Genomic DNA, 20,937 nt, shown 5'->3' with positions numbered 1-20,937 from the left:
CAGGGGCGTTTGTCGTTGTCGCCAATCAGCGCAGCGCCGTGACGACCTCGTCCAGCGCCGCGTCCAGCAGCTCCGCGTACTCGTCGAGGTCGGGGATTACCGCCGGATCGGCGTGTACGGAAACAGTGACGGTATCGCCCAATCCGTGCACCCCGTGGGTCAGGTGCATGACGGAGCCGAGGGCGGGGAAGCCCGCGGTGAAGCGCACCGCACCGCCACCGAAGGTCAGGTCGGCCGGGCCGCGGTGCACGCTGGACACCACGGTGTGACCCGAAACACGTTCGGGGAGCCCGTCTATCGGATAGCCGTTCACATCCCAGCGCAGGATCGGGGCCGGGATGACGGCGGTCACGCGATCCTGCGCCACATGCAGTGGATGCCGTGCACGCTCTCGGCGGGCAGCCATATCGGTGGCGATCCGGTCGGCCCGGAGTCGGGGATCCGGTTCCGCGACCGCCAGGTCGACCGAGAGGTCGCCGTAGCTGTTGCGCTGTCCCGCAGCGCGATCGAAGGTCGCCACGGGTACCTGTGCACCCAGCACTTCGACCGGCTCGTTTCGCGCGGCGAGGTACCGCTGTACGGCCAGCGATACCGCGGTGAGGACGACGATGGTGACGGTATAGCCGGGTGCGCGTGTCTTCCCGGCCGCGCGCACCATCATTCGCACCGCATGCCGCGGCGCACCACCGTCACCGTTCAGCGGATTCGGGGCATATCCCGACCCCGGCGGTGGAAGCTGCCCTGCCGCAGTGAGATCGGCCAGTTCGCGCTGAGCCCGGTAGGCGGCGATACCGCGAATCACCGTGCGGCTCACACCCATCGGGAGAGTGGGTACCGCGAGGGCCGCGTTCCACAGCGGCACAGCGGTTTTCAGCCGATCCGCCAGGGTAACCGGGAGAACACGATTCACTGCGGCGGCGAAAAACCCTGCCGCACCGGTCGATTCGTCGGTGATCCCGGAGTCCGTGAAGAGGGCGCGGGCGATGTCGGCGGCACGGCGGCCGTCGGCCAGGGCGTGCGATACCTGCAGGACCGCGACGATGGCCGGTTCGGCGGGGGCCAGCGGGGCGTCGATGATCCCGCGAAAGACGTGGAGCCGCCAGGGGCGGTGGCTCGCGTCGAGACCGGTGCCGAGCAGTTCGGCCAGGGCGGTGGTCGCGGCGGACCAGGTGGGAGTGGGGAGCCGGTGCTCGCGGAATTGATCCTCGGCGAACGCACAGGGAACCCACCCGGGATACGCAAGATTCGCAGGGGCGTCGCGCACCCGGACCCGAAGATCCGGAATGCGAAGGCCGCGACGGGTGACGGTCTCACGTAACCGCGCGGTCGGGACCCCGGTATCCGCGAAGCAGTACACCAGGAAGAGGTCATTGCGGGTGCGGGTGGACAGCCAGTACATGGTCGCGTCCCGCGGCGCGAGCGAGGTCACCCGCTGACAGTATCGGCGAAAGTCTGGGTATGAATTTCGGCCCCGGACAAAGTGCGCACGTGCTACCGTCTGTAGTAGAAGCCTTATCACTCTCCTTTGGGGGCGGGGTGACCGCACAATGGCAACCACTAGTCGAGCGGCCGCGCAGGCCAACGCAGCGGATGAGCGGTATCAAGCCGCGGCATTCCTGAAAAGATCCATCAATAAGGTTTTTCCGACTCACTGGTCGTTTCTGCTCGGCGAAATCGCGCTGTACAGCTTCATCATCCTGATTCTGTCCGGCGTGTACCTGACCCTGTTTTTCGACCCGTCCATGACCGAGGTCGTCTACAACGGTTCCTATCAGCCATTACGCGGCGTCACCATGTCCCGAGCCTACGAATCCACGCTCGAGATCTCCTTCGACGTGCGCGGCGGACTGTTCGTACGCCAGGTACACCACTGGGCCGCATTGCTTTTCGTTGCCGCGATGATCGTGCACCTGTCCCGCATCTTCTTCACCGGCGCGTTCCGCAAACCCCGCGAAGCCAACTGGGTGATCGGCTCGCTACTGCTGATCCTCGCCACCTTCGAAGGCTTCTTCGGTTACTCGCTGCCCGATGACCTGCTCTCGGGCACCGGATTACGCGCCGCGTTCTCCGGAATCACCATGGGCACACCGGTTGTCGGCACCTGGCTGCACTGGCTCATGTTCGGCGGGGACTTCCCGGGCAATATCATCATTCCGCGGCTCTACATCGCGCATGTGCTGCTGTTCCCCGGCATAATGATCGTGCTGGTCGTCGCGCATATCGGGCTGGTCTGGTACCAGAAGCACACCCAGTACCCGGCACCCGGTCGCACCGAACACAATGTCGTCGGCACCCGCATCGTGCCGGTGTTCTCCCTGGACCAGGGCGCGTTCTTCGCCTTCAACCTGGCCGTGCTCTCCATTATGGGCGGTCTGCTTCAGATCAATCCGGTGTGGAACCTGGGGCCCTACAACCCATCTCAGGTTTCGGCGGGCACCCAGCCCGACTTCTACCTCATGTGGACCGATGGATTCCTGCGCCTGTTCCCGGCCTGGGAGCTCTATATCTTCGGCCATACGGTGCCGGGCTCGTTCTCCGTCGCGCTGCTCATGCCGCTGATCTTCACCATGCTCATCACCTACCCGTGGATCGAGAAACGCCTCAGCGGCGACCGCGTCCACCACAACCTGCTGCAACGACCTCGCGACGTCCCCACCCGCACCGCCATCGGGGCCATGTCGCTGACCTTCTATATCGTGCTCACCCTGGCCTGCGTCAATGACATCATCGCGCTGCAGTTCGATATCTCGCTCAATGCGACCACCTGGATCTTCCGCATCGGGCTACTGCTCGCCCCGCCGCTGGCCTACTACATCGCCTACCGACTGTGCCTCGGCCTGCAACGCGCCGACCGCGCGATACTCGAGCACGGCATCGAAACCGGCGTGGTGCGCCGACTTCCACACGGGGAGTACATCGAACTGCACCAGCCGCTCGGGCCGGTCGATGAACACGGACACCCCATTCCGCTGGAGTACCAGGGCGCGCGCGTGCCGCGGAAGCTGAATGAACTCGGCCTTGCCGGACGTCCGGGCAGCGGTGGCTTCTTCAGCCCCGACCCACCCGAAGAGCGCGACCTGCACACCGGTACCGAACACGAAGAAGAGCGCGAACAGCTCGCGGTACTGCGTCGCGTCCAGGAAGAAGGTAGGGGGAACGGGCACCGGCACTGACCGCGTGCGCGCTGCCCCGAACACGCGAAAGCCCCGAGTCGTCAATGACTCGGGGCCCCTGTTCTCTACATTCAGGCGCGCCTGAACTCGCCCTCGGAAACGCCCGCGACGAACGCGTCCCACTCGCCAGGGGTGAATGCGAGGATCGGCCCGCCGCCGTGGTCCTTGCTGTCACGAACCCCTACGTGGCCACCCCGCAGAAACGCTACTTCCACACAGTTTCCATTGGGACCGCTATGTTTGCTCTTGCGCCATGAGGCGCCTGTCAAATCCACCTTCACGGTACTAGCTCCTTTGCTGCGTCACGCATGAGATCTAGCTGGCATCGTTCTTGTAACATCGAAGACCGGCGAAAAGCCGAGTCCTGTTGCGCGCCCGAAGAAGCGCGCAACTGATTGTGCAACCCGTTTTTCTGCACTTCACGACGGGAATGCGCCCCCGAGGCCGTTCCCGCGCTAAAGACTAGCACCGTTCGTCAATAGGAGATCGCATTCTTTCGTATTCAAACAGCGACCATGTGGCAATGTTTGCTGGCTAACTATTTGCCAAATAATTGCAGAGATCCGATATATCCAATTCCGGAGGGCGCATATTTCTTGCGGGTTCAATTCGTCGGTGTATCCGCGAACCGGGCGATGCATGCCGCGCGGACCGTCCGGGATGATGGAGGCATGGTCGAATCACCGCAGGACGACAGCGCCCGCGATCGCGATGAGACCGGGCGCGCACGTAATGCGCGTGCCCGGGACCGATTTGGCCGCCCCCTCCCGCCGGGCAGCATCGGCGTACCGCGCATACCGGACGACCTCGAGCTACCGCCTGCGGAAACGCTCGCGTACGCACAGCAACTCCTCGATGACGGACTCGCCTTCAATGCCCACGAGGTGCTCGAGGCGGCATGGAAACAGGGGCCGTTCGCCGAGAGGATGCTGTGGCAGGGACTAGCACAATATGCTGTTGGTCTGACCCACATTCAACGTGGCAATCGGAAGGGCGCGCGCACCCTGCTGGAGCGCGCCGTACAGCGCCTCGCGGCCTTTGGACCACCGCCTTACGGGATCGACAGTGACGGGCTCATGGCCCACGCAGCGGGCCTACTGGCTGTCCTCGATACCGACGAACCGCTTCCGGAGGAGCGGTTGCGGGTCCGGCTGACCGGTGCCACACAAGGTTCGCAACACTGACCCGGGTCGGTACGATCGGCTGACGTGTCCACCGACCAGATCGCCCCATCGCCGCGTTCGGCCCGTACCAACGGTGCCGTGGGTAATGGCCGGTTCGCGCCCAGCCCCTCCGGCGATCTGCACCTGGGCAATCTCCGCACCGCGCTGCTCGCCTGGCTCTTCGCGCGCCGCACCGGACGCGGATTCCTCCTGCGCATCGAGGACCTCGACCGGGTCCGGCCCGGCGCCGCCGCACAGCAACTGGCGGATCTGACCGCCATCGGGCTCGACTGGGATCGGCCGGTGGTCCGGCAATCCGAGCGATCGGAGCTGTACGACACGGCGATCACCCGGCTCACCGAGGCCGGGCTCACCTACGAATGTTTCTGCACGCGAAGGGAAATCCAGCAGGCGGCCAGCGCACCACACGGTCCGATGGGCGCGTACCCGGGCACCTGCCGCGATCTCACCGACGGCGCCCGCGCCACCCGCCGCGCCGAGGGCCGTCCCGCCGCCCTGCGATTGCGGTCAGCGGTAAGCGATTTCGAGATCACCGATGAACTGCACGGCGTCTATCGGGGTGCGGTCGACGATCTGGTGTTGCGGCGCGGCGACGGTATGCCCGCCTACAACCTGGCCGTCGTGGTGGACGACGCCGATCAGGGCATCGATCAGGTGGTGCGCGGCGACGACCTGCTGTCCTCCACCCCGCGGCAGGCCTATCTGGCCACCCTGCTCGGCCTGCCGGTACCGCATTACGCGCATGTGCCGCTGGTGCTCAATACCGCCGGACAGCGATTGGCCAAGCGCGACGGTGCGGTAACACTGGGCGACCGCCTCGCCCTGGGCGAAACGCCTGAGCAGGTAATGAGTTTGCTGGCGGGTTCACTGGGCTACCGGGCAACCACCGCGGCCGAGTTGATCAGGCAGTTTCGACCCGAGCGACTGGTCCGCGAACCGTGGACACTCGACCCGGATCGGCTTGTTGCAACCACACCGGGTCCGTAACGTACGGACTCGAAAAGACCACTGGACGCACATCGAATGAGGACGGCGACACAATGACAAGCGGTGGGTACGACCCCAATCAGTATCCGCAGGGCGGACAGCCGTACGGACAGCAGCCGAATCCGGCCGGCGGGCAGCCGCCCTACGGCCAGGAGCCCGGCCAGCAGCCGTACGGCCAGCAGCAGCCCTACGGGCAGTCCGATCCCTACAACCAGCAGCCGCAGCAGCCCTACGGCCAGCAGCCGCAGTTCGGGCAGCAGCAGCCCTACGGCCAGCCCGACCCGTACGGTCAGCAGCAGCCGTACGGCCAGCAGGGTTTCGGCGCTCCGGGCCTGGGTGGCGGCGCGCAGCCGGGCGATCTGTGGATGCGGCTCGGGGCGCGCATTATCGACGCCCTGATCATCGGCATCCCCTCCGCCATCATCTATGCGGTCCTCAACTCGGCCTCCGGCACGCTCGCCTTCCTCTGGTCGATGATCATGTGGGCACTGCCGTTCGGCTACTTCGTCTTCATGGAGAGCCAGCAGGGCGCGACCCTCGGCAAGAAGCTGCTCGGCATGCGGGTGGTCGCCCCCGGCGGCGGCCTGCTGGATCCGGCGACGTCGGCCAAGCGCAACCTGTTCATGTTGGCCGGCATCATTCCGTGCCTGGGCTGGATCGTGTCCATCGGCCTGCAGATCTACATCGCGGTCACCATCGAGCAGGACCCGAACAAGCAGGGTTGGCACGATAAGTTCGCGGGCGGCTCCCAGGTCGTCAAGGGCTGATTACCCAGTAGCCCATAGCAATACGAAGCGGGTGCGCATCCTCACCGGATGCGCACCCGCTGTCGTTCACACTGTGTCGGCTAGTAGCCGGCGGAGGCAATGCCGATAGCCATCAGCACCCAGAACCCGACCGAGATCACTATTCCGGCGACGCCGACCCAGATACCGGCCAGGGCGAGCCCGCGGCCCTCTTGTCCGGACTGCTTCACCTGGTTCAGTCCGACGACTCCCAGGATCAAGCCGACCAGCGGGACAATCGGAATGAATATGCAGAAGAACACCGAGGCCAACCCGAGCAACGACGTGATCAGCGCCGCGATCGCCATGCCATTGGTGCCGACCTGCGGCGGGCCGTATCCATAGGGCGTATAGCCGGTGACCGGCGGCGCGGGGTAACCCTGCTGATAGCCGTAACCGGGTGCGGGCGGATACGCCGAGGCACCCGGATTCGACATCGGATCGGGCTGCGGGTAGCCCGACATCGGGTCCGGCTGCGGGTAGCCCGGAGGTGACAGCGGGTTGGGCTGCGGATATCCCGGATTCGACTGCTGCGGAGGGTAATTCGGATACTGCTGCGGTGGCGGAGTCGCCGGCGGGTTTTGATACTGCGGTGCGGAAGAATAGCCCGCGGCCGGTGGTTGCGGTACCGACGGATTGGAAGCACTGTCCGGCTTGATGCCTTCACCGCCGTATTGCTTCCACCACTCGTCGGAATCGCCGGGATTCGTCATCGGCCCAGACTATTCCACCTGGACGAGTGACGGGTATTCTCTTCCCTTCGTGAGTGATGTATTACCGGCCGACACGGCCGAACCTGGACGCCCCTCCACCGAACACGCGGCATTCGCGAAGGTGGCGGGGAACTACTACACACCGGTCGTGGCCCTGTTCACGGCAGTTCTGATCATTTCGAACATCTGCGCCACCAAGGGTGTTCAATTCTTCTCCGACCAGCAGTTGACGCTCGGGCCGATCGAGATCCTTCCGATCACCACCGACGGCGCGTGGTTCCTCTTCCCCCTCGCCTACATCCTCGGCGATGTGCTCACCGAGGTATACGGCTTCAAGGCCGCCCGCCGCGCCATCTACTACGGCTTCGGCATCCTGCTGCTGATGGTGGTCGCGTTCAAGATCGCAGTCGCCCTGCCAGCGGCCTCGTTCTATGAGAACCAGGAGGCGTTCCGCACCGTCCTGGGCACCACGCCGCAATTGGTCGCGGCCGGCCTCGCCGGATACCTCGTCGGCACCATGCTGAACTCGGCGACGCTGGTGATGATCAAGGAGCGGACCCGGGAGAAGCACCTGTGGGCGCGGCTCATCGGTTCGACCGTGGTCGGCGAATTCGGTGACACCCTCATCTTCTGCGCCATTGCCGCCACCGCCATCGGTATCAACTCGTGGGGCGCGTTCATCAACTTCGTGATCGTCGGCTTCCTCTGGAAGACCTTCGCCGAGGTCCTCGTCCTGCCCATCACCTACGCGGTGATCGGGTTCCTGAAGAAGCGGGAACCCAGTTACGCACCCAGCCAGGCGCCCGCACTCGCAAGCTGACACTCACCTTCGTCATTCCGGCGTGGGTTCGGCCAGGATCCACCTCCGGTCAGATGTGGATTCCGGCCAAAAGCACGCCGGAATGACGGGGATCCTCCACGCCGGGATGACGCGGGGATTCCGCACGCCGGGATGGCGGGATCCTCAGAGTCCCGGAGCCTTGACTCGGCCCTTCCACTGACCCATGAATTCGGTCTTGTAGTCGTCGAATTCGCCACGCTCGATACTTGCCCGAATCCGATCCACCAGGCGCACGGTGAAACGCTCGTTATGAATCGTGCACAGCGTGGCCGCCAGGATTTCCTTCGCCTTGAACAGGTGATGGAGGTAGGCGCGGGTGTAGTGCCGGCAGGTGTAGCAGTCGCAGTTCTCGTCAATGGGTGTGAAATCGCGGCGGAACCGCGCGGTATTGATATTGAATCGGCCCTCGTCCACATAGATGGCGGCATTGCGCGCCACCCGGGACGGGTTCACACAGTCGAAGGTATCCGCACCGTTCTCCACCGCGACGAACACATCCTCCGGCTCACTGATGCCGAGCATGTGGCGCGGTTTGGTCTCCGGCAGCTCATCACAGCACCAGCCGACAATGGTGCCGAGATTGTGCTTCTCCAGCGCGCCACCGATGCCGTAACCATCGAATCCCGTTCCGGCGGCACCGCGTAACGCTTCCAGATCACGACAGGCCTTGCGGCGCAGGTCTTCATACTGCGCGCCCTGGATGACGCCGAACAGCGCCTGGTACGGCCGGTGGGTGCGGGCGTCGGTTAGCCGCTCGTGTTCGTCGAGGCAGCGCTGCGCCCAGCGCCGAGTGCGTTCGAGGGATTCCTCTTGGTAGCCACGGGTATTCATGAGCGTGGTCAGCTCGTCGAAGGCGAACATGATGTCCGCGCCCAACCGATGCTGGATACCCATCGACACCTCGGGCGTGAAGCGGTGTTTCGAACCGTCCAGGTGTGAGCGGAAGGTGACGCCGTCCTCGTCCACGTGGGCGAGGCGCTCCTTACCCTTGGCGATCACATCGTCGTTCTGGACGCCGACCGCCTCCATGGCGAGTACCTTCTTGAACCCGACGCCGAGTGACATGACCTGGAAGCCGCCGCTGTCGGTGAAGGTCGGGCCGGGCCAGTTCATGAATTTCGACAGCCCGCCGCCCTCGTCCACAATGTCGGACCCCGGCTGCAGATACAGGTGGTAGGCATTGGCCAGCAGGGCCTGCGCACCGAGTTCCTTCATGGCCTCCGGCAGCACCGCCTTCACGGTCGCCTTGGTACCCACCGGAATGAAGGCGGGAGTGGCGATATCACCGTGCGGCGTGCTGATCACACCCGATCGACCATGACGATCGTCGAGGCGGGTACCGACCTTGAAGGCGAAAGACTCGGGAGCAGACACCCGGATATCTTCCCAGCCAGGGCTGCACGCGCCACCACCCGGGCCGCGCGACGCCACCCCCCGTGCCGGGATGACGAGAGCCCCCGTCCCCACAACGACGAAGGCTCACACCTTCCCGAGCGCCACCACATCCTCGCCGGGCTCGTCCGCACCGTTCGCGTCGGTGATGGCGGCGGCGAACTGCGCGTTGTACAGGCGGCAGTACGCACCCTCGGCGGCCAGCAATTGTTCGTGGGTGCCGATTTCCACAATCCGGCCCTTTTCCATGACGACAATCTGATCGGCGTCACGAATGGTCGAAAGACGGTGTGCGATCACGAAACTGGTGCGGTCGCGGCGCAGGGCGGCCATCGCGTGCTGGACCAGCAGTTCGGTGCGGGTATCGACCGAGCTGGTGGCCTCGTCCAGGATCAGAATGGACGGGCGGGCCAGGAAGGCGCGGGCGATGGTGATGAGCTGCTTCTCGCCCGCGCTGACGCCGGAGCCCTCCTCATCGATGACCGTGTCGTAGCCGTTCGGCAGCGAGTGCACGAAACGATCCACATAGGCGGCGCGGGCCGCCTCGATAATCTGTTCCTCGGTGGCATTCGTATTGCCGTAGGCGATGTTCTCTCGAATGGTGCCGCCGAACAACCAGGTGTCCTGCAACACCATGCCGATGCGTTCGCGCAGGTGATCGCGGGTAATGCGGGTGATATCGACGCCGTCGATGGTGATCGCGCCCGCGTCCAGCTCATAGAAGCGCATGAGCAGATTCACCAGGGTGGTCTTGCCCGCCCCGGTCGGACCGACAATGGCCACCACATGTCCGGGCTCGGCGGCCAGCGACAGTTCGTCGATAATCGGGGTGTCGGCCTCATAGCGGAAGGACACCTTGTCGAATTCGACGTGGCCGCGATCCAATGGCCGCGCATCCTCCACCTCCGGATCCGGCACCTGCTCCTCGGCATCGAGAATCTCGAAGATCCGTTCCGCCGACGCGACACCCGACTGCAACAGATTGACCATGGAGCCGATCTGCGTGAGCGGCTGGGTGAATCCGCGCGAGTACTGAATGAAGGCCTGCACCTCACCGAGGGACAGATTGCCCGACGCCACCCGCAAACCACCGACCACTGCGATGAGCACGTAGTTCAGGTTTCCGAGGAACATGATGGCGGGCATGATCAGGCCGGAAATGAACTGCGCCTTGAACGACGCGTTGTAGAGCTTGTCGTTGGTCTTGTCGAACTCCTCGCCGACCTCGCGGCTGCGACCGAACGCGGTCACCACCTCGTGCCCGGTGAACGCCTCCTCCACCTGTGCGTTCACCTTGCCGGTGAATTTCCACTGATCCACGAAATGCGGTTTGGAGCGCTTGGCGATCAGCGCGGTGACGATAATCGCCAGCGGCACCGTGAGCAGTGCGATCAGCGCCAGCAATGGCGAGATCCAGAACATCATGAAGAGAATGCCGATGACCGACAGCACCGAGATGAGCAGCTGACTCATGGTCTGCTGCAATGTCTGTGCCACATTGTCGACATCATTGGTGACCCGGGAGAGCATGTCTCCACGCGGGGTGGAGTCGAAGTAGCTCAGCGGGAGCTTGTGGATTTTGGCCTCGATATCGCCGCGCAGCCGCTTGACCGTCCGGTTGATCACCGAGTTGAGGAGATAGCCCTCCATCCAACCGAACAGCGATGCGCCCACGTACAGGATGAGTACCCAGGTGAGAACCGTGCCGACCGCCGAGAAGTCAACGCCCACACCGGGAACCACGTGCATATTGGCGAGCATGTCGGCGAAGGTGGAATTGCCGCTCGCCCGGGCCTGCTCGACCAGTTCATCCTTGGAGCTACCGGCAGGCAGCTCCTTGCCGACCACACCGTCGAAAATCAGGTTGGTGGCCCTGCCCAGGATCTGCGGGCCGAGGGTATTGAGCACCACCGAGGCGATCGCGAGTACGAAAATAACTGTGAGAGCGACACGTTCGGGCGCGAGCCGCCGCATCAGCCGCTTCAGCGAGGGGCCGAATGACTTCGGCTTCGCGTCCGGAGCTCCGGGAGTAACTCCCCCCGGCCTCACTTGGCAGCTCCAATCTGCGGGAGTTCCCGCACCCCGTCGGCCCGATGAGCGGCTTCGCCATTGTGTCTCATCGTGCCTCCTCCGGGCTCAGCTGGGACTCCACGATCTCGCGGTACTCCTTGCACTCACGTAAAAGTTGGTCGTGCGTTCCGCGTCCGCACATCGCACCATCCTCGAGCACGACAATCTGATCGGCTTCGCGGATGGTGGAAACTCGTTGCGCCACAATGATTACCGACGCATTGGCGGTCTCCGGCTTCATGGCCTCGCGCACACGCACATCGGTGGATACGTCCAGGGCGGAGAAACAGTCGTCGAAGAGGTAGATGCGCGGTTTGCGCACCAGGGCGCGAGCAATGGCCAGGCGCTGCCGCTGACCACCCGATACCGTCGTACCGCCCTGTGCCACCGGGCTTTCCAGCCCCTGTGGCATATCGCGCACGAAATCCGCGGCCTGCGCTATCTCCAGGGCGTGCCACAGTTCCTCATCGGTGGCCTCGGGCCTGCCGTAGCGCAGATTCGATGCGATCGTCCCGGAGAACAAGTACGCCTTCTGCGGCACCAGGCCGATATTGCCGCGCAGTTCCTCCAGGTCGACGTGCCGAACATCGGTGCCGCCCACGTAGACCGCGCCGTCGGTGACATCGATGAGGCGCGGAATCAGATTGATCAGCGTGGTCTTACCGGAACCGGTCGCGCCGACCACGGCGGTGGTGGTACCCGGATCCACCCGGAACTGAATCGCCCGCAGCACCGGCTGTTCGGCGCCCGGGAACTTGAATTCGGCGAAGGCGAAATCGACCGAACCCGGATCGGCGGCGAACGGCTGCGGCAATCGTGGTGGCTGCACCGATGATTCGGTATCCAGCACCGCCCCGATGCGCTCGGCCGAGACGGCCGCGCGCGGAGCCATCATGGCCAGGAACGACGCCATCATGACCGCCGTCAGAATCTGCATGATGTAGGACAGCATCGCGGTGAGCGAGCCGATCTGCATGGTGCCGTTGTCGATATGGTGTCCGCCGAACCAGATGACGCCGACCGCGGTCACATTGGAGATCAGCATGACCAGCGGGAACATCATGGCCATATAGCGGCCGACATACAGCGACTGCTCGGTCAGCTCCGAATTGGCGACGCCGAAGCGCCAGGTCTCCTGCCGCTCGCGCACGAAGGCGCGCACCACGCGAATACCTGTGATCTGCTCGCGCAGCACCCGATTCACCGCGTCGATGCGATCCTGCATGCGCCGAAAGCCCGGCACCATTCGGGTAATGATGTAGCCCATCGACAGGGCCAGGGCGGGTACCGCGATGAGCAGCAGCCAGGACAGTTTCAGATCCTCGCGCAAGGCCATGAAGATGCCGCCCACGCACATGATCGGGGCCATCACCAGAATGGTCGCGCTCATCAGAATGAGCAGTTGCACCTGCTGCACGTCATTGGTATTTCGGGTAATGAGCGACGGTGCGCCGAATACGCCGACCTCGCGCGCCGAGAAGGTGCTGACCCGATGCAGCAGCGCCGCGCGCATATCGCGGCCCGCGCTCATGGCGGCCTGCGCACCCAGGTAGACGGAGGTGCCCTGGGCAAGGATCTGCACACCGGTCACGGCCAGCATCCACAGGCCGGTACTCCAGATGTAGTCGATATTGCCCTTGGTCACGCCATGGTCGATGATGTCGGCATTGAGGCTCGGCAGATAGAGCATGGCTATCACCGAGATCAGCTGAAGCACGACGACCCCCGCCAGCTGTGAGCGGTAGGGGGCCAGGAAAGTGCGAAGCAGTCTGAGCAACATGGTGTCTCGCAGGCTACCGGTTGGGCGCCGTGACCGCCCCCGGCAATTGCGTGTTATGCGTGATCGAGGTCTCGCCATTCACCGTGCGGGCCCGGGTCCACCGGGCGGGACCGGCGCGACCATGCGTCCGGGTCGCGCAGCAGGTCGTCAATGAACGGTGGCAGCAGGTCGTGGCCGATATCGGCGATCGAGACCCGTTCCAGTACCGAGCGGATATTGACGCGCAGTGCGATCCACACCCGCTGCAGGGGCTCGGCCGCGCCCGGATAGACCACGTCCTCCGGACGCATGCCGCGCACCGATGCGAGCGGCCCCTCCACCGCCCGGATCACCTCGGCCACGCTGATATCGGTCGCGGGCCGGGCCAGCCGGTATCCGCCCTCGGGGCCGCGGCGGCTGGTGACCAGTCCGGCCCGGCGCAGTTCGGCGACCACCGACTCGAGCACCTTGGGCGGAATGCCCTGAGCGGTGACGATGCTGTCTGCCTTCACGGACTTCGATTGGGCCAGCGCGATTTCGACGAGTATCCGCACCGCGTAATCGACTTTCGCGGTGATGTGCACTGGCGCTCCTGAGTTCGGTGGTGAGAGGAGAGAAATCTAGCGCGCCGGGTTCAGGACCGTGAGCGCCGCGTCCAGTAGCACCCGCTCGACGAGCGCCTCGTCGGCATGCGGGGTGAGGTCCTGCGACAGCAGGGCGGTCTTGGCGATCTCCAGCGCCGCGCTTGCCCGCAGCATGGCCTCGGCATCGGCGTCGGGTCCGGCGAGCCAGCAGCACAGCTTGCGATGCATGGCCATCATGTCCAGATAGCTTTCGCCGATGGCCTGGCCGACGGCGACGCCGTCCTTCACGAACATCACGCCGATATGGCGGTGCGCGAGCATGGTGTGCAGCTGCCGGGTGAGCACCGCGCGGACGGTGTCACGGCTGTATTCCAGACCCTCGAGATCGGCCGCCATGGCGCGCATATCGGCGAAGACCGGTTCGATGACCGCCAGCAGCAGATCCTGCTTCGAGGCGTAGTGATAGTAGAGCGAGGCCTTTGTGATTCCCACCTCATCGGCGACCTCGCGGAGACTCGTCAACTCGAATCCCTTGGTCGAAAACAGCCTCAGCGCCGCTAGACGAATAGCGTCTTTCGTGCTTCTACCTGCGATAACAGTCCCAGGGGTTGCTCGGCCGGTCATGGGATGATCCTCTCACTACCTGCGGATACTGCGATAAGCGCCACCCAGACAGGAGGTTGTTCCTCCGGTTAACCGCTGGGTAGTCTACCTACCGCACGGTAGGCAGAAGCGTCAATCTGGAGGCGGGGAGCCATCGGCCTCCGCGGGAGTGCTGTCTACGAGTAGCCCACACCAGTACACGAACAGCCAATCGCCCAGGAGACCCCTCGTGTCTGTATACCTCTACCGCTGGGGAAGGTTCGCCTTCCGCAGAAAATGGATCGTCATCCCAGTCTGGTTGACCCTGCTGATTCTGCTCGGCGGTGTGGGCGGCGCGATCGCCAAACCGTTCCAGGACAGCTTCACCATGCCCGGCCTGCCGTCGGAGCGGGCCACCGAAATCCTCGACGAGCACTTCCCCGGCATGTCGGCGGCCTTCGACCCCAATGCGGTGACCGGCACCTATGTCATCGGTGCGCCCGAGGGTGAGAAGCTCACCGATCCGCGGAACGCGGCGGCGCTGGCGGCCTTCGTCCAGAAATTGGACTCCTTCGATATCGTCGACCACACCAAGCCAGTGGTCAATCCGATCGAGGCGACCAAGGAGGTCGGCAAACCCGCCGATATCAACTGCCTCACCGGCGATCGCAGCAAGCCGGATTTCACGGCCATCTGCAGTAGCGCGCCGCTGAATGTGCTGAGCACGACCGACGCCGACTCGGTGGCGACCATCGATGTCAAGTACACGATCGAGAAGTTCTCCGATATCACCGTGGCCGATCGCGAAGCGGCGACCGAGGTCGCCGCCGATGCTCGCGAAGCCGGGCTCGAGGTGTACCTGACCGGATCCATCGCCCAGGAAGCCGAAACGGGCGGCGCGGCCGAGCTGATCGGTATCGGTGTGGCGCTGGTCGTCATGGCCATCGCGTTCGGCGCGCTGGTGGCGGCCTTCGTACCGGTGCTGACCGCGCTGATCGGTTTGGGCACAGCCATTTCCGTCATTATGTTCGGTACGCACTGGCTGGTCATCCCGACCTTCACGCCGATTCTGGCGTCCATGGTCGGCCTGGCACTGTCCATCGACTACGCCATGTTCATCGTGTCGCGCTACAAACATGAACTGAGCGAAGCGGATTCGCCGGAGGAGGCCGCTGGTCTCGCCGTCGGCACCGCCGGCTCCGCGGTGATCTTCGCCGGTCTCACCGTCATTATCGCGCTCGCCGCGCTGAGCGTGGTGGGCGTCGGATTCCTCACCTACATGGGCATTTTCGGTGCCGTGTCGGCCGCGTTCGCGGTGCTGGTGGCCATCACCCTGCTGCCCGCGCTGATGGGCGCGTTCGGCAAGTACCTGTTCAAGCCGAAGCTGCCGCTGGTCGCCAAGCACGATCCCGAAGACGACAATGCCGTCACCAACGGCATGCGGTTCGCCAAGCTCATCGGCCGGGCTCCGGCGCTGACCCTGGCCGCCGGTGTGGTGCTGCTCGGCCTGCTGGCCGCACCCGCCGCCGGTATGGAACTGGGTCTGCCCGGCGGGGAATCCTTCCCCAAGGGCACCAGCATGCGCGATGCCTACGAGTTGCAGACCAAGGGCTTCGGCGAAGGCTCCAATGGCGCTCTCATGGTGGCGGTGGACCTCACCAATGTGCCGCAGGATCAGCGCGAAGCGGCCGTCACCGAGCTGCGGGAGCGGCTCGCGAACTACCCCGGCATGGACTACCTGACCGCCTCCATGCCCAGCGAGGACGGACAGGCCGAACTCTTCACGGGTATCCCCGATGCCGGTCCCAATGACCAGGTCACCAAGGATCTGGTGAAGGAGGCCCGCGCGGCCGAAGCCGAACTCCAGGACAAGTACGGCATGGAGTACGGCATTACCGGCACCACCGCCATCTACGCGGATGTGTCGGCGGCCCTGCTCAGCAAGATCGTGCCCTACCTGTCGCTGGTGGCCGGTGCGGCATTCCTGCTGCTGGTGCTGGTGTTCCGGTCCATCCTGGTTCCGCTCACCGCCGCCCTCGGCTTCCTGCTCTCCATGGCGGCCACCTTCGGCGCGACGGTGCTCATCTTCCAGGAAGGCCTTTTCGGCCTGGTCGAGCCGCATCCGCTGGTCAGCTTCCTGCCAATCATGTTGATCGGCTTGGTATTCGGTCTGGCCATGGACTACCAGGTCTTCCTGGTGACCCGGATGCGCGAGGAATTCGTACACGGGAAATCGTCCAAGCACGCCATGATCAGCGGCTACCACCACGGCGCCCGCGTCGTGACCTCGGCCGCCGTCATCATGATCTCGGTGTTCGGCGCGTTCATGCTGCAGGACAATGTCGTCGCCAAATCCATGGGCTTCGCATTGGCGGCGGGCGTCTTCTTCGACGCCTTCATCGTCCGCATGGTGGTGATTCCCGCCCTGCTGGTCCTGATGGGCGCACACGCCTGGTGGATTCCGAAGTGGCTGGACCGCATCCTCCCCGATATCGACGTGGAGGGTTCGAAGCTCGCCGATATGCGGCACAAGCCGGTGGCGGAATCGCCGGTGGAGCTGGAAAAGGAAACAGCGGGCGTCTGATAGTCGCCAGCTGAGCATCCTCGGCCCCCATCCAATCGGATGGGGGCCGAGCTCATTTCTACTGCGTACGTGGATCTTTCAGGCGAAGTCCGCGGTGTGGTCCACAGCCCATTCCGCATAGGTGCGGGCCGGTGATCCGGTGATCTCGTGGATTGTCGATGTCGGTTGGCCGGGCGCTTCGACCATCATGGCCAGGCCGCCGAGTACAAAATCGGCGTATTCGGCTGGGAGCCAATCCATCTGCTGTTCGGCCTGCTGCGGCGAGATCTCCTCCCAGCGCAGCGGACGACCCAGCGCCTGACCGAGGGCCGCTACCTGCTCGACCCGGCTCAGCGGCTCCGAGCCGGTGAGCTCATATCGCGCGCCGACGTGCCCCGCGGTGAGCAGTGCCCGCACCGCCACCGCCGCGATATCGGCCTCGTGCAGCAGTGTCATCGACGCCGCGCCGTACGCGCCGCGCACCACATTGCCCGCGCGCACCTGCGGCGCCCACTCCAGGGTGTTGGTCGCGAAACCGTGCGGGCGCAGGAAGGTCCATTCCAGTCCGGATTCCATGATCGGCCGTTCGATGACCGCGTGTGCGCGGCCGATCGGATTGTCCTGCTCGTCGAGGTCGTCGCGGACGGCGGCGGAGGACAGCAGAACCATGCGATTCGCCTGCTCGGCAATCAGGTCCACCACCGACTGCGCGATATCCGGGGCCAGCATCGGCCAGGTCAGGAATACCGCGTCCACGCCATCGAGCGCCCCGGTCAGGGTGTCCGGCACAGTCAGGTCACCGGATACGACCTCCACCCCGGCGGGCATCACGGCCGTATCGGGCTTGCGCGCAAGCGCGCGAACCGCTACCCCGTTGCTCGCGAGCTGCGAAACCACTTGCCCGCCAACGTGACCGGTTGCCCCGATGACCAGAACTCTCCTGGGTTGCACCATGAGCCCACGGTACGAATATGGCTTACTTCTGGTAAGGCCCTACCCAGAAGTAAGCTCCTAGCGTGGAAGTAGGTTTTCAGGCCGACGGGGTATCGTCCACCGAGGGACGTGATGTATTCGACAGCGATTGTCCGGCCCGCACCGTCCTCGACAAGCTGACCAGCCGTTGGGGAGTCCTGATCCTGGCGTCCCTGCGCGACGGGCCGCTACGATTCCATGCCCTGCGCGACGGGATCGGCGGTATCAGCGAGAAGATGCTCTCGCAGAACCTGCGCACCTTCACCAGCTACGGCCTCACCGAGCGCACCGTGGAGCCGACCACGCCACCGAAGGTCAGCTACTCACTCACCCCCATGGGGATGGAAGTAGCGGAGCGGTTGCACGGACTGCTGGAATGGGTCAGCGTGAACACCGAGGAAATCGTGAAGTTCCAATCGAGGAGGTAGCACGATGAGTAGATCGTTCCCGAGAACCGTGGCCAGCGCCGCGGCCTTCGCCGCCATAACCGTCACCGCCGCCGTAGTCGGCGCACCCGCCCAGGCAGGCGTGACCGCGGTCAGCGTCGCCGCCGGCGCGGACGGCCTGCTGACCGGCTGCCGTTACGACGTCACCGCGACGGTCGATTCGGACGTCCCACCCGGCTCGGTGTTCTTCATGGTCGCGGGCGGCGTCATCCCCGGCAATGGCGAACGCATCCCCGGCGACGCCGTCCACCACCCGGAGAACAACACGGTCACCGCCAGCTGGACCCCCAACCACGTCGGCACCCAGAACCTCATTGCCATCCAGAGCATCCCCGGCCAGGTCACGTCGACGACCTATGTCACCGTCGATGTGGTCGGCACCGGGCTCGATGCCGGAAGCTCCTGCTTGCGCACGGGATAGGTCGCAGAGGAAAGCCCCTCACCTGTGCACAAGGTGAGGGGCTTGAAGCGGTGGCGGAGGGAGTTGAACCGCCACCGAGCGGGGAGCATTCGAGCGCAAGGACTTTCCGCCATAGACGCCGGGCGAAATGGTCGGATCAGTAGTCTCGAATGGGTGAAGCGCACCCAGTGGACCATTCATGCGGAGCGGCTGGTTGACGAGAATCGTCACATCCGACTCTCGACCGTCGATATCGAACTGCCCGACGGAGTGAAGTTCACCCAGTACGTCGCCGCGATGCCTCGCTGCGCGATGACATTGGTGCTCAACGACAATCGCGAAGTTCTGCTGATGTTCCGGCACCGTTTCATCATCGACAAATGGGTGTGGGAACTCCCCGGTGGCTACGTCGACCATGCCGAGGATGTCGCGGCAGCGGCAGCGCGTGAGGTGGAAGAGGAGACGGGTTGGCGGCCGAGGACCATGGAACACGTCGTCACCTATCAGCCCGCCATCGGCACGCTGGATCACCCGCAAGAGATCTATCTCGCTCGCGGCGCTGACCTTACCGATACCGCCCCGGATATCAATGAGGCGGAAGACGTTCGATGGTTTCCGCTCGACGAGGCCGTGAAGATGATCGATCGGGGCGAGATCGTCGGTGCCGCAACGGTGGTCGCCGTGTATCGGGCGCTCAGTCTCGCCGAGTTGTGAGCTCGAGAACTTCCTGACGGAACTCAGCGACCTCGCCGAGTCCGTTGAATGACTGGAGCCGGTAGCGAAGATCGCGCAGGTACGACAAGCTCCGGCGGGACGCGAGGTCGGCTGCGATATCGAGCGCGTCGCGTCCGATGCGCACCGCCTCACGGGGGTCGGTGGGCACAGTCGCAGACGCGAGCAGGGTCAAGTTGAAGGCGCGTCCGCGCTGGTAACCCCCGGACATGTTCAAGGACTGCGCGGCGAAATGCGCAGTGCGCTTATGGTCGCCGAGTTCACGGAAACAGTGAGCCACCTTCGCGGACATGTATGCACTGTCGAAATAGGTGAGCCAGTCCGGCTGCCGAGCCGAACCGGCTTGCTCGAACGCGCGCTCGGCGGCGGTCAGCGACGACGTGCACGATGCCCGGTCTTGGCGCGCTGCGTGCCCATGCGCCTCGACCATGTGACACTCGGACTCCAGTTCGGCCAGACGCGCACCGCGGGCGGCGATCTGGGCCACGCGGGCGAGATCGATCGCGTCACCGGGACGCCCAACATAGGTGGCTTGGTGGCTCATGGCGGCGAGGATTTCGGCGCTGAGCCCGGCATCGCACGCGGCGCGGGCAAGCCGCAACGCTTGGATCAGGTAGCGCTGCGCGAGCCCGTGGTCTTCTTGGTCATAGGCGGCCCAGCCCGCCAGGCGCACGAGTTCGGCTGTCGACCCGAACAATTGACGGCCGATGTGTTCGGGGTAGCTGCCGCGCAGCAGTGGCGCGACTGAGCTATGTAGGTATTGGACGATGGTGGATCGAACTTTGCCACCGCCGACCTTGTTGTCGAGGTCTCGGAACGCAGTAGCCATGGTTCGCACCGCGTCCACGTCGGTCTGGCCTATGCGTCGAGACGATCCAATCGAGGCAGGATGCTCGGGGCCAGGCAGAGTGAGCCAGCGCATCGACGCCGCAGGATAGACAGCAACCGCATATGAGGTGTCCAGCAGAAACCGTCGTTGTTCGACGTCGCTGCGCCACAACGTCGTAGCTGCGGCGACTGCCTCGGACAGGCTGAGTGAGAACTCGAGGCCGATATCCGCGGCAGCGTCTGCTCCAGCGGTCATGCCTGCCATAGCTGGCGTGACCTTGCGACCGAGCAGCTCGGTGAGCACCTCCGCGATCAATTCCGGTACTGGTGGGTGCGGCTGCTCGCCCGCGAGCCAGCGCCCGACAGAGGTGTGGTCGTAACTGAGCGTCATGCCGACCGCCCGACCTCGCTCGACGACGCGACGGGCCAACGCCTTGCGTGGCCCACCGACCTCCTCGACCAGCTCGTCGAGCTGCCGATTCGGTTGCTTCGGGCGGCGTCCCATATCGGAAGTGTGGCAGCGGGGGAGGCACCCGCGCTATCAATCGGCTTCCGTGCACACCCCCGGTGCACACACACGCCCTCATTGCGAGTCTTCCGGCAACCGTGGTGCGTGCCGTGGACTAGCAGTCAGCCCCGGTGCAGGGAGGAACCAGTTGACTCCCATCACCATCGGCCGCACCACAACCGCGCGGTCAATGAATGGTTATCCCCCGGCACCGGGCGCTCTCCACGACCGTCGAGGCCGACCCGGGAGGAACCGGAAATGGAATTCCTCGTCATAATGCTCATCGCCGCAGTGATGCTCGCCGCCATCGCTGCAACCAGCACCACGCCCCGTCACCACAGCGGCCCGACTGTCGCCGAGATACAGGCGCGGCTAGCAGCCGAGCAACGCACCTACCTCCCGCTACGGGGGTGGTGAC

The 20,937-nt window shown here is 64.6% G+C and carries 20 protein-coding genes; 10 read left to right on the top strand and 10 right to left on the bottom strand.

All coding sequences use genetic code 11. The annotated features are described in order from the left end of the window. Positions 1-25 precede the first annotated feature (25 nt). Positions 26-1,429, bottom strand: a complete 1,404-nt coding sequence (locus NU1_RS02510; RefSeq protein WP_084520915.1) for a WS/DGAT domain-containing protein — start codon at positions 1,427-1,429, stop codon at positions 26-28. A gap of 118 nt (positions 1,430-1,547) precedes the next feature. Here NU1_RS02510 and qcrB point away from each other — a divergent pair, with 118 nt between their 5' ends. Beyond that, positions 1,548-3,173 (top strand): cytochrome bc1 complex cytochrome b subunit, encoded by a 1,626-nt coding sequence (qcrB, locus tag NU1_RS02505; RefSeq protein ID WP_067516909.1) that lies wholly within the window; start codon positions 1,548-1,550, stop codon positions 3,171-3,173. 71 nt (positions 3,174-3,244) lie between these two features. Here qcrB and NU1_RS39955 read toward each other — a convergent pair whose 3' ends face one another. Further along, a complete protein-coding gene (locus NU1_RS39955) occupies positions 3,245-3,454 on the bottom strand; it encodes a DUF397 domain-containing protein (RefSeq protein WP_084520914.1) in 210 nt (69 codons plus the stop codon). Between the two features lie 390 nt (positions 3,455-3,844). On the opposite strand from NU1_RS39955, the gene NU1_RS02500 reads away from it, so the two are divergent. The 3 genes from NU1_RS02500 to NU1_RS02490 all read left to right on the top strand — a co-directional run bounded on the left by NU1_RS02500 (position 3,845) and on the right by NU1_RS02490 (position 6,111). Further along, positions 3,845-4,357: a DUF309 domain-containing protein gene (locus tag NU1_RS02500; protein WP_067516984.1), complete on the top strand. Its 513-nt coding sequence runs from the start codon at positions 3,845-3,847 to the stop codon at positions 4,355-4,357. A gap of 78 nt (positions 4,358-4,435) precedes the next feature. Then, complete coding sequence (gene gluQRS, locus NU1_RS02495; protein WP_067516986.1) at positions 4,436-5,344, top strand: tRNA glutamyl-Q(34) synthetase GluQRS; 909 nt, start codon at positions 4,436-4,438, stop codon at positions 5,342-5,344. A gap of 53 nt (positions 5,345-5,397) precedes the next feature. Further along, positions 5,398-6,111 carry an RDD family protein gene (locus NU1_RS02490; protein ID WP_067516907.1) on the top strand — a complete coding sequence of 238 codons (714 nt, stop codon included), beginning with the start codon at positions 5,398-5,400 and terminating at the stop codon, positions 6,109-6,111. A gap of 80 nt (positions 6,112-6,191) precedes the next feature. Here NU1_RS02490 and NU1_RS02485 read toward each other — a convergent pair whose 3' ends face one another. Then, a complete protein-coding gene (locus NU1_RS02485; RefSeq protein WP_067516905.1) occupies positions 6,192-6,842 on the bottom strand; it encodes a DUF4190 domain-containing protein in 651 nt (216 codons plus the stop codon). Between the two features lie 49 nt (positions 6,843-6,891). Here NU1_RS02485 and NU1_RS02480 point away from each other — a divergent pair, with 49 nt between their 5' ends. Further along, positions 6,892-7,662 carry a queuosine precursor transporter gene (locus NU1_RS02480; protein ID WP_067516903.1) on the top strand — a complete coding sequence of 257 codons (771 nt, stop codon included), beginning with the start codon at positions 6,892-6,894 and terminating at the stop codon, positions 7,660-7,662. 144 nt (positions 7,663-7,806) lie between these two features. Here the strand turns inward: NU1_RS02480 and tgt are convergent, their stop codons facing one another. The 5 genes from tgt to NU1_RS02455 all read right to left on the bottom strand — a co-directional run bounded on the left by tgt (position 7,807) and on the right by NU1_RS02455 (position 14,112). Further along, positions 7,807-9,057, bottom strand: a complete 1,251-nt coding sequence (tgt, locus tag NU1_RS02475; protein WP_067516982.1) for a tRNA guanosine(34) transglycosylase Tgt — start codon at positions 9,055-9,057, stop codon at positions 7,807-7,809. A gap of 105 nt (positions 9,058-9,162) precedes the next feature. Next, on the bottom strand, positions 9,163-11,124 hold the full coding sequence (locus tag NU1_RS02470; RefSeq protein ID WP_067516901.1) for an ABC transporter ATP-binding protein: 1,962 nt from the start codon (positions 11,122-11,124) through the stop codon (positions 9,163-9,165). A gap of 67 nt (positions 11,125-11,191) precedes the next feature. Next, the gene (locus NU1_RS02465) at positions 11,192-12,925 is read right to left on the bottom strand and encodes an ABC transporter ATP-binding protein (protein ID WP_067516900.1); all 1,734 of its coding nucleotides are present in this window, start codon (positions 12,923-12,925) and stop codon (positions 11,192-11,194) included. A 53-nt stretch (positions 12,926-12,978) separates the two neighbouring features. After that, the gene (locus tag NU1_RS02460) at positions 12,979-13,488 is read right to left on the bottom strand and encodes an RrF2 family transcriptional regulator (protein WP_067516898.1); all 510 of its coding nucleotides are present in this window, start codon (positions 13,486-13,488) and stop codon (positions 12,979-12,981) included. 36 nt (positions 13,489-13,524) lie between these two features. After that, complete coding sequence (locus NU1_RS02455; RefSeq protein WP_067516896.1) at positions 13,525-14,112, bottom strand: TetR/AcrR family transcriptional regulator; 588 nt, start codon at positions 14,110-14,112, stop codon at positions 13,525-13,527. Positions 14,113-14,320: 208 nt separating this feature from the next. On the opposite strand from NU1_RS02455, the gene NU1_RS02450 reads away from it, so the two are divergent. Then, the gene (locus NU1_RS02450) at positions 14,321-16,654 is read left to right on the top strand and encodes an MMPL family transporter (protein WP_067516894.1); all 2,334 of its coding nucleotides are present in this window, start codon (positions 14,321-14,323) and stop codon (positions 16,652-16,654) included. Between the two features lie 78 nt (positions 16,655-16,732). Here NU1_RS02450 and NU1_RS02445 read toward each other — a convergent pair whose 3' ends face one another. After that, positions 16,733-17,587 (bottom strand): SDR family oxidoreductase, encoded by an 855-nt coding sequence (locus NU1_RS02445; RefSeq protein ID WP_067516892.1) that lies wholly within the window; start codon positions 17,585-17,587, stop codon positions 16,733-16,735. Positions 17,588-17,649: 62 nt separating this feature from the next. On the opposite strand from NU1_RS02445, the gene NU1_RS02440 reads away from it, so the two are divergent. From NU1_RS02440 to NU1_RS02430, 3 genes are all read left to right on the top strand, one after another. Further along, on the top strand, positions 17,650-18,033 hold the full coding sequence (locus NU1_RS02440; protein ID WP_067516890.1) for a winged helix-turn-helix transcriptional regulator: 384 nt from the start codon (positions 17,650-17,652) through the stop codon (positions 18,031-18,033). A 4-nt stretch (positions 18,034-18,037) separates the two neighbouring features. Then, on the top strand, positions 18,038-18,472 hold the full coding sequence (locus NU1_RS02435) for a hypothetical protein (protein WP_157551950.1): 435 nt from the start codon (positions 18,038-18,040) through the stop codon (positions 18,470-18,472). 153 nt (positions 18,473-18,625) lie between these two features. Next, positions 18,626-19,165 (top strand): NUDIX domain-containing protein, encoded by a 540-nt coding sequence (locus NU1_RS02430; RefSeq protein WP_067516886.1) that lies wholly within the window; start codon positions 18,626-18,628, stop codon positions 19,163-19,165. On the opposite strand, the gene NU1_RS02425 is transcribed toward NU1_RS02430, so the two are convergent. Further along, entirely contained in the window at positions 19,146-20,516 is a 1,371-nt protein-coding gene (locus NU1_RS02425) for an NsdA family TPR-like regulatory protein (protein ID WP_067516885.1), read from the bottom strand. The two genes, NU1_RS02430 and NU1_RS02425, sit on opposite strands and share 20 nt — an antisense overlap. Before the next feature lie 261 nt (positions 20,517-20,777). Between NU1_RS02425 and NU1_RS41080 the strand changes: the two genes are divergently transcribed. Beyond that, positions 20,778-20,936 carry a hypothetical protein gene (locus NU1_RS41080; RefSeq protein ID WP_157551949.1) on the top strand — a complete coding sequence of 53 codons (159 nt, stop codon included), beginning with the start codon at positions 20,778-20,780 and terminating at the stop codon, positions 20,934-20,936. The last annotated feature ends 1 nt before the right edge of the window (position 20,937 follow it).

This window comes from Nocardia uniformis NBRC 13702 (genome assembly GCF_001613345.1).
GTDB classification, from domain to species: domain Bacteria; phylum Actinomycetota; class Actinomycetes; order Mycobacteriales; family Mycobacteriaceae; genus Nocardia; species Nocardia uniformis.
Note: the sequence above shows the minus strand (reverse complement) of the source record. Positions and strands in the feature narration are given on the sequence as shown.

Excerpts from the sequence above, each read along its gene's own strand:
- qcrB (WP_067516909.1), top strand. The coding sequence starts at position 1,548 with ATGGCAACCACTAGTCGAGCGGCCGCGCAGGCCAACGCAGCGGATGAG.
- NU1_RS02500 (WP_067516984.1), top strand. The coding sequence starts at position 3,845 with ATGGTCGAATCACCGCAGGACGACAGCGCCCGCGATCGCGATGAGACC.
- NU1_RS02490 (WP_067516907.1), top strand. The coding sequence starts at position 5,398 with ATGACAAGCGGTGGGTACGACCCCAATCAGTATCCGCAGGGCGGACAG.
- NU1_RS02485 (WP_067516905.1), bottom strand. The coding sequence starts at position 6,842 with ATGACGAATCCCGGCGATTCCGACGAGTGGTGGAAGCAATACGGCGGT.
- NU1_RS02465 (WP_067516900.1), bottom strand. The coding sequence starts at position 12,925 with ATGTTGCTCAGACTGCTTCGCACTTTCCTGGCCCCCTACCGCTCACAG.
- NU1_RS02455 (WP_067516896.1), bottom strand. The coding sequence starts at position 14,112 with ATGACCGGCCGAGCAACCCCTGGGACTGTTATCGCAGGTAGAAGCACG.
- NU1_RS02445 (WP_067516892.1), bottom strand. The coding sequence starts at position 17,587 with ATGGTGCAACCCAGGAGAGTTCTGGTCATCGGGGCAACCGGTCACGTT.
- NU1_RS02435 (WP_157551950.1), top strand. The coding sequence starts at position 18,038 with ATGAGTAGATCGTTCCCGAGAACCGTGGCCAGCGCCGCGGCCTTCGCC.
- NU1_RS02425 (WP_067516885.1), bottom strand. The coding sequence starts at position 20,516 with ATGGGACGCCGCCCGAAGCAACCGAATCGGCAGCTCGACGAGCTGGTC.
- NU1_RS41080 (WP_157551949.1), top strand. The coding sequence starts at position 20,778 with ATGGAATTCCTCGTCATAATGCTCATCGCCGCAGTGATGCTCGCCGCC.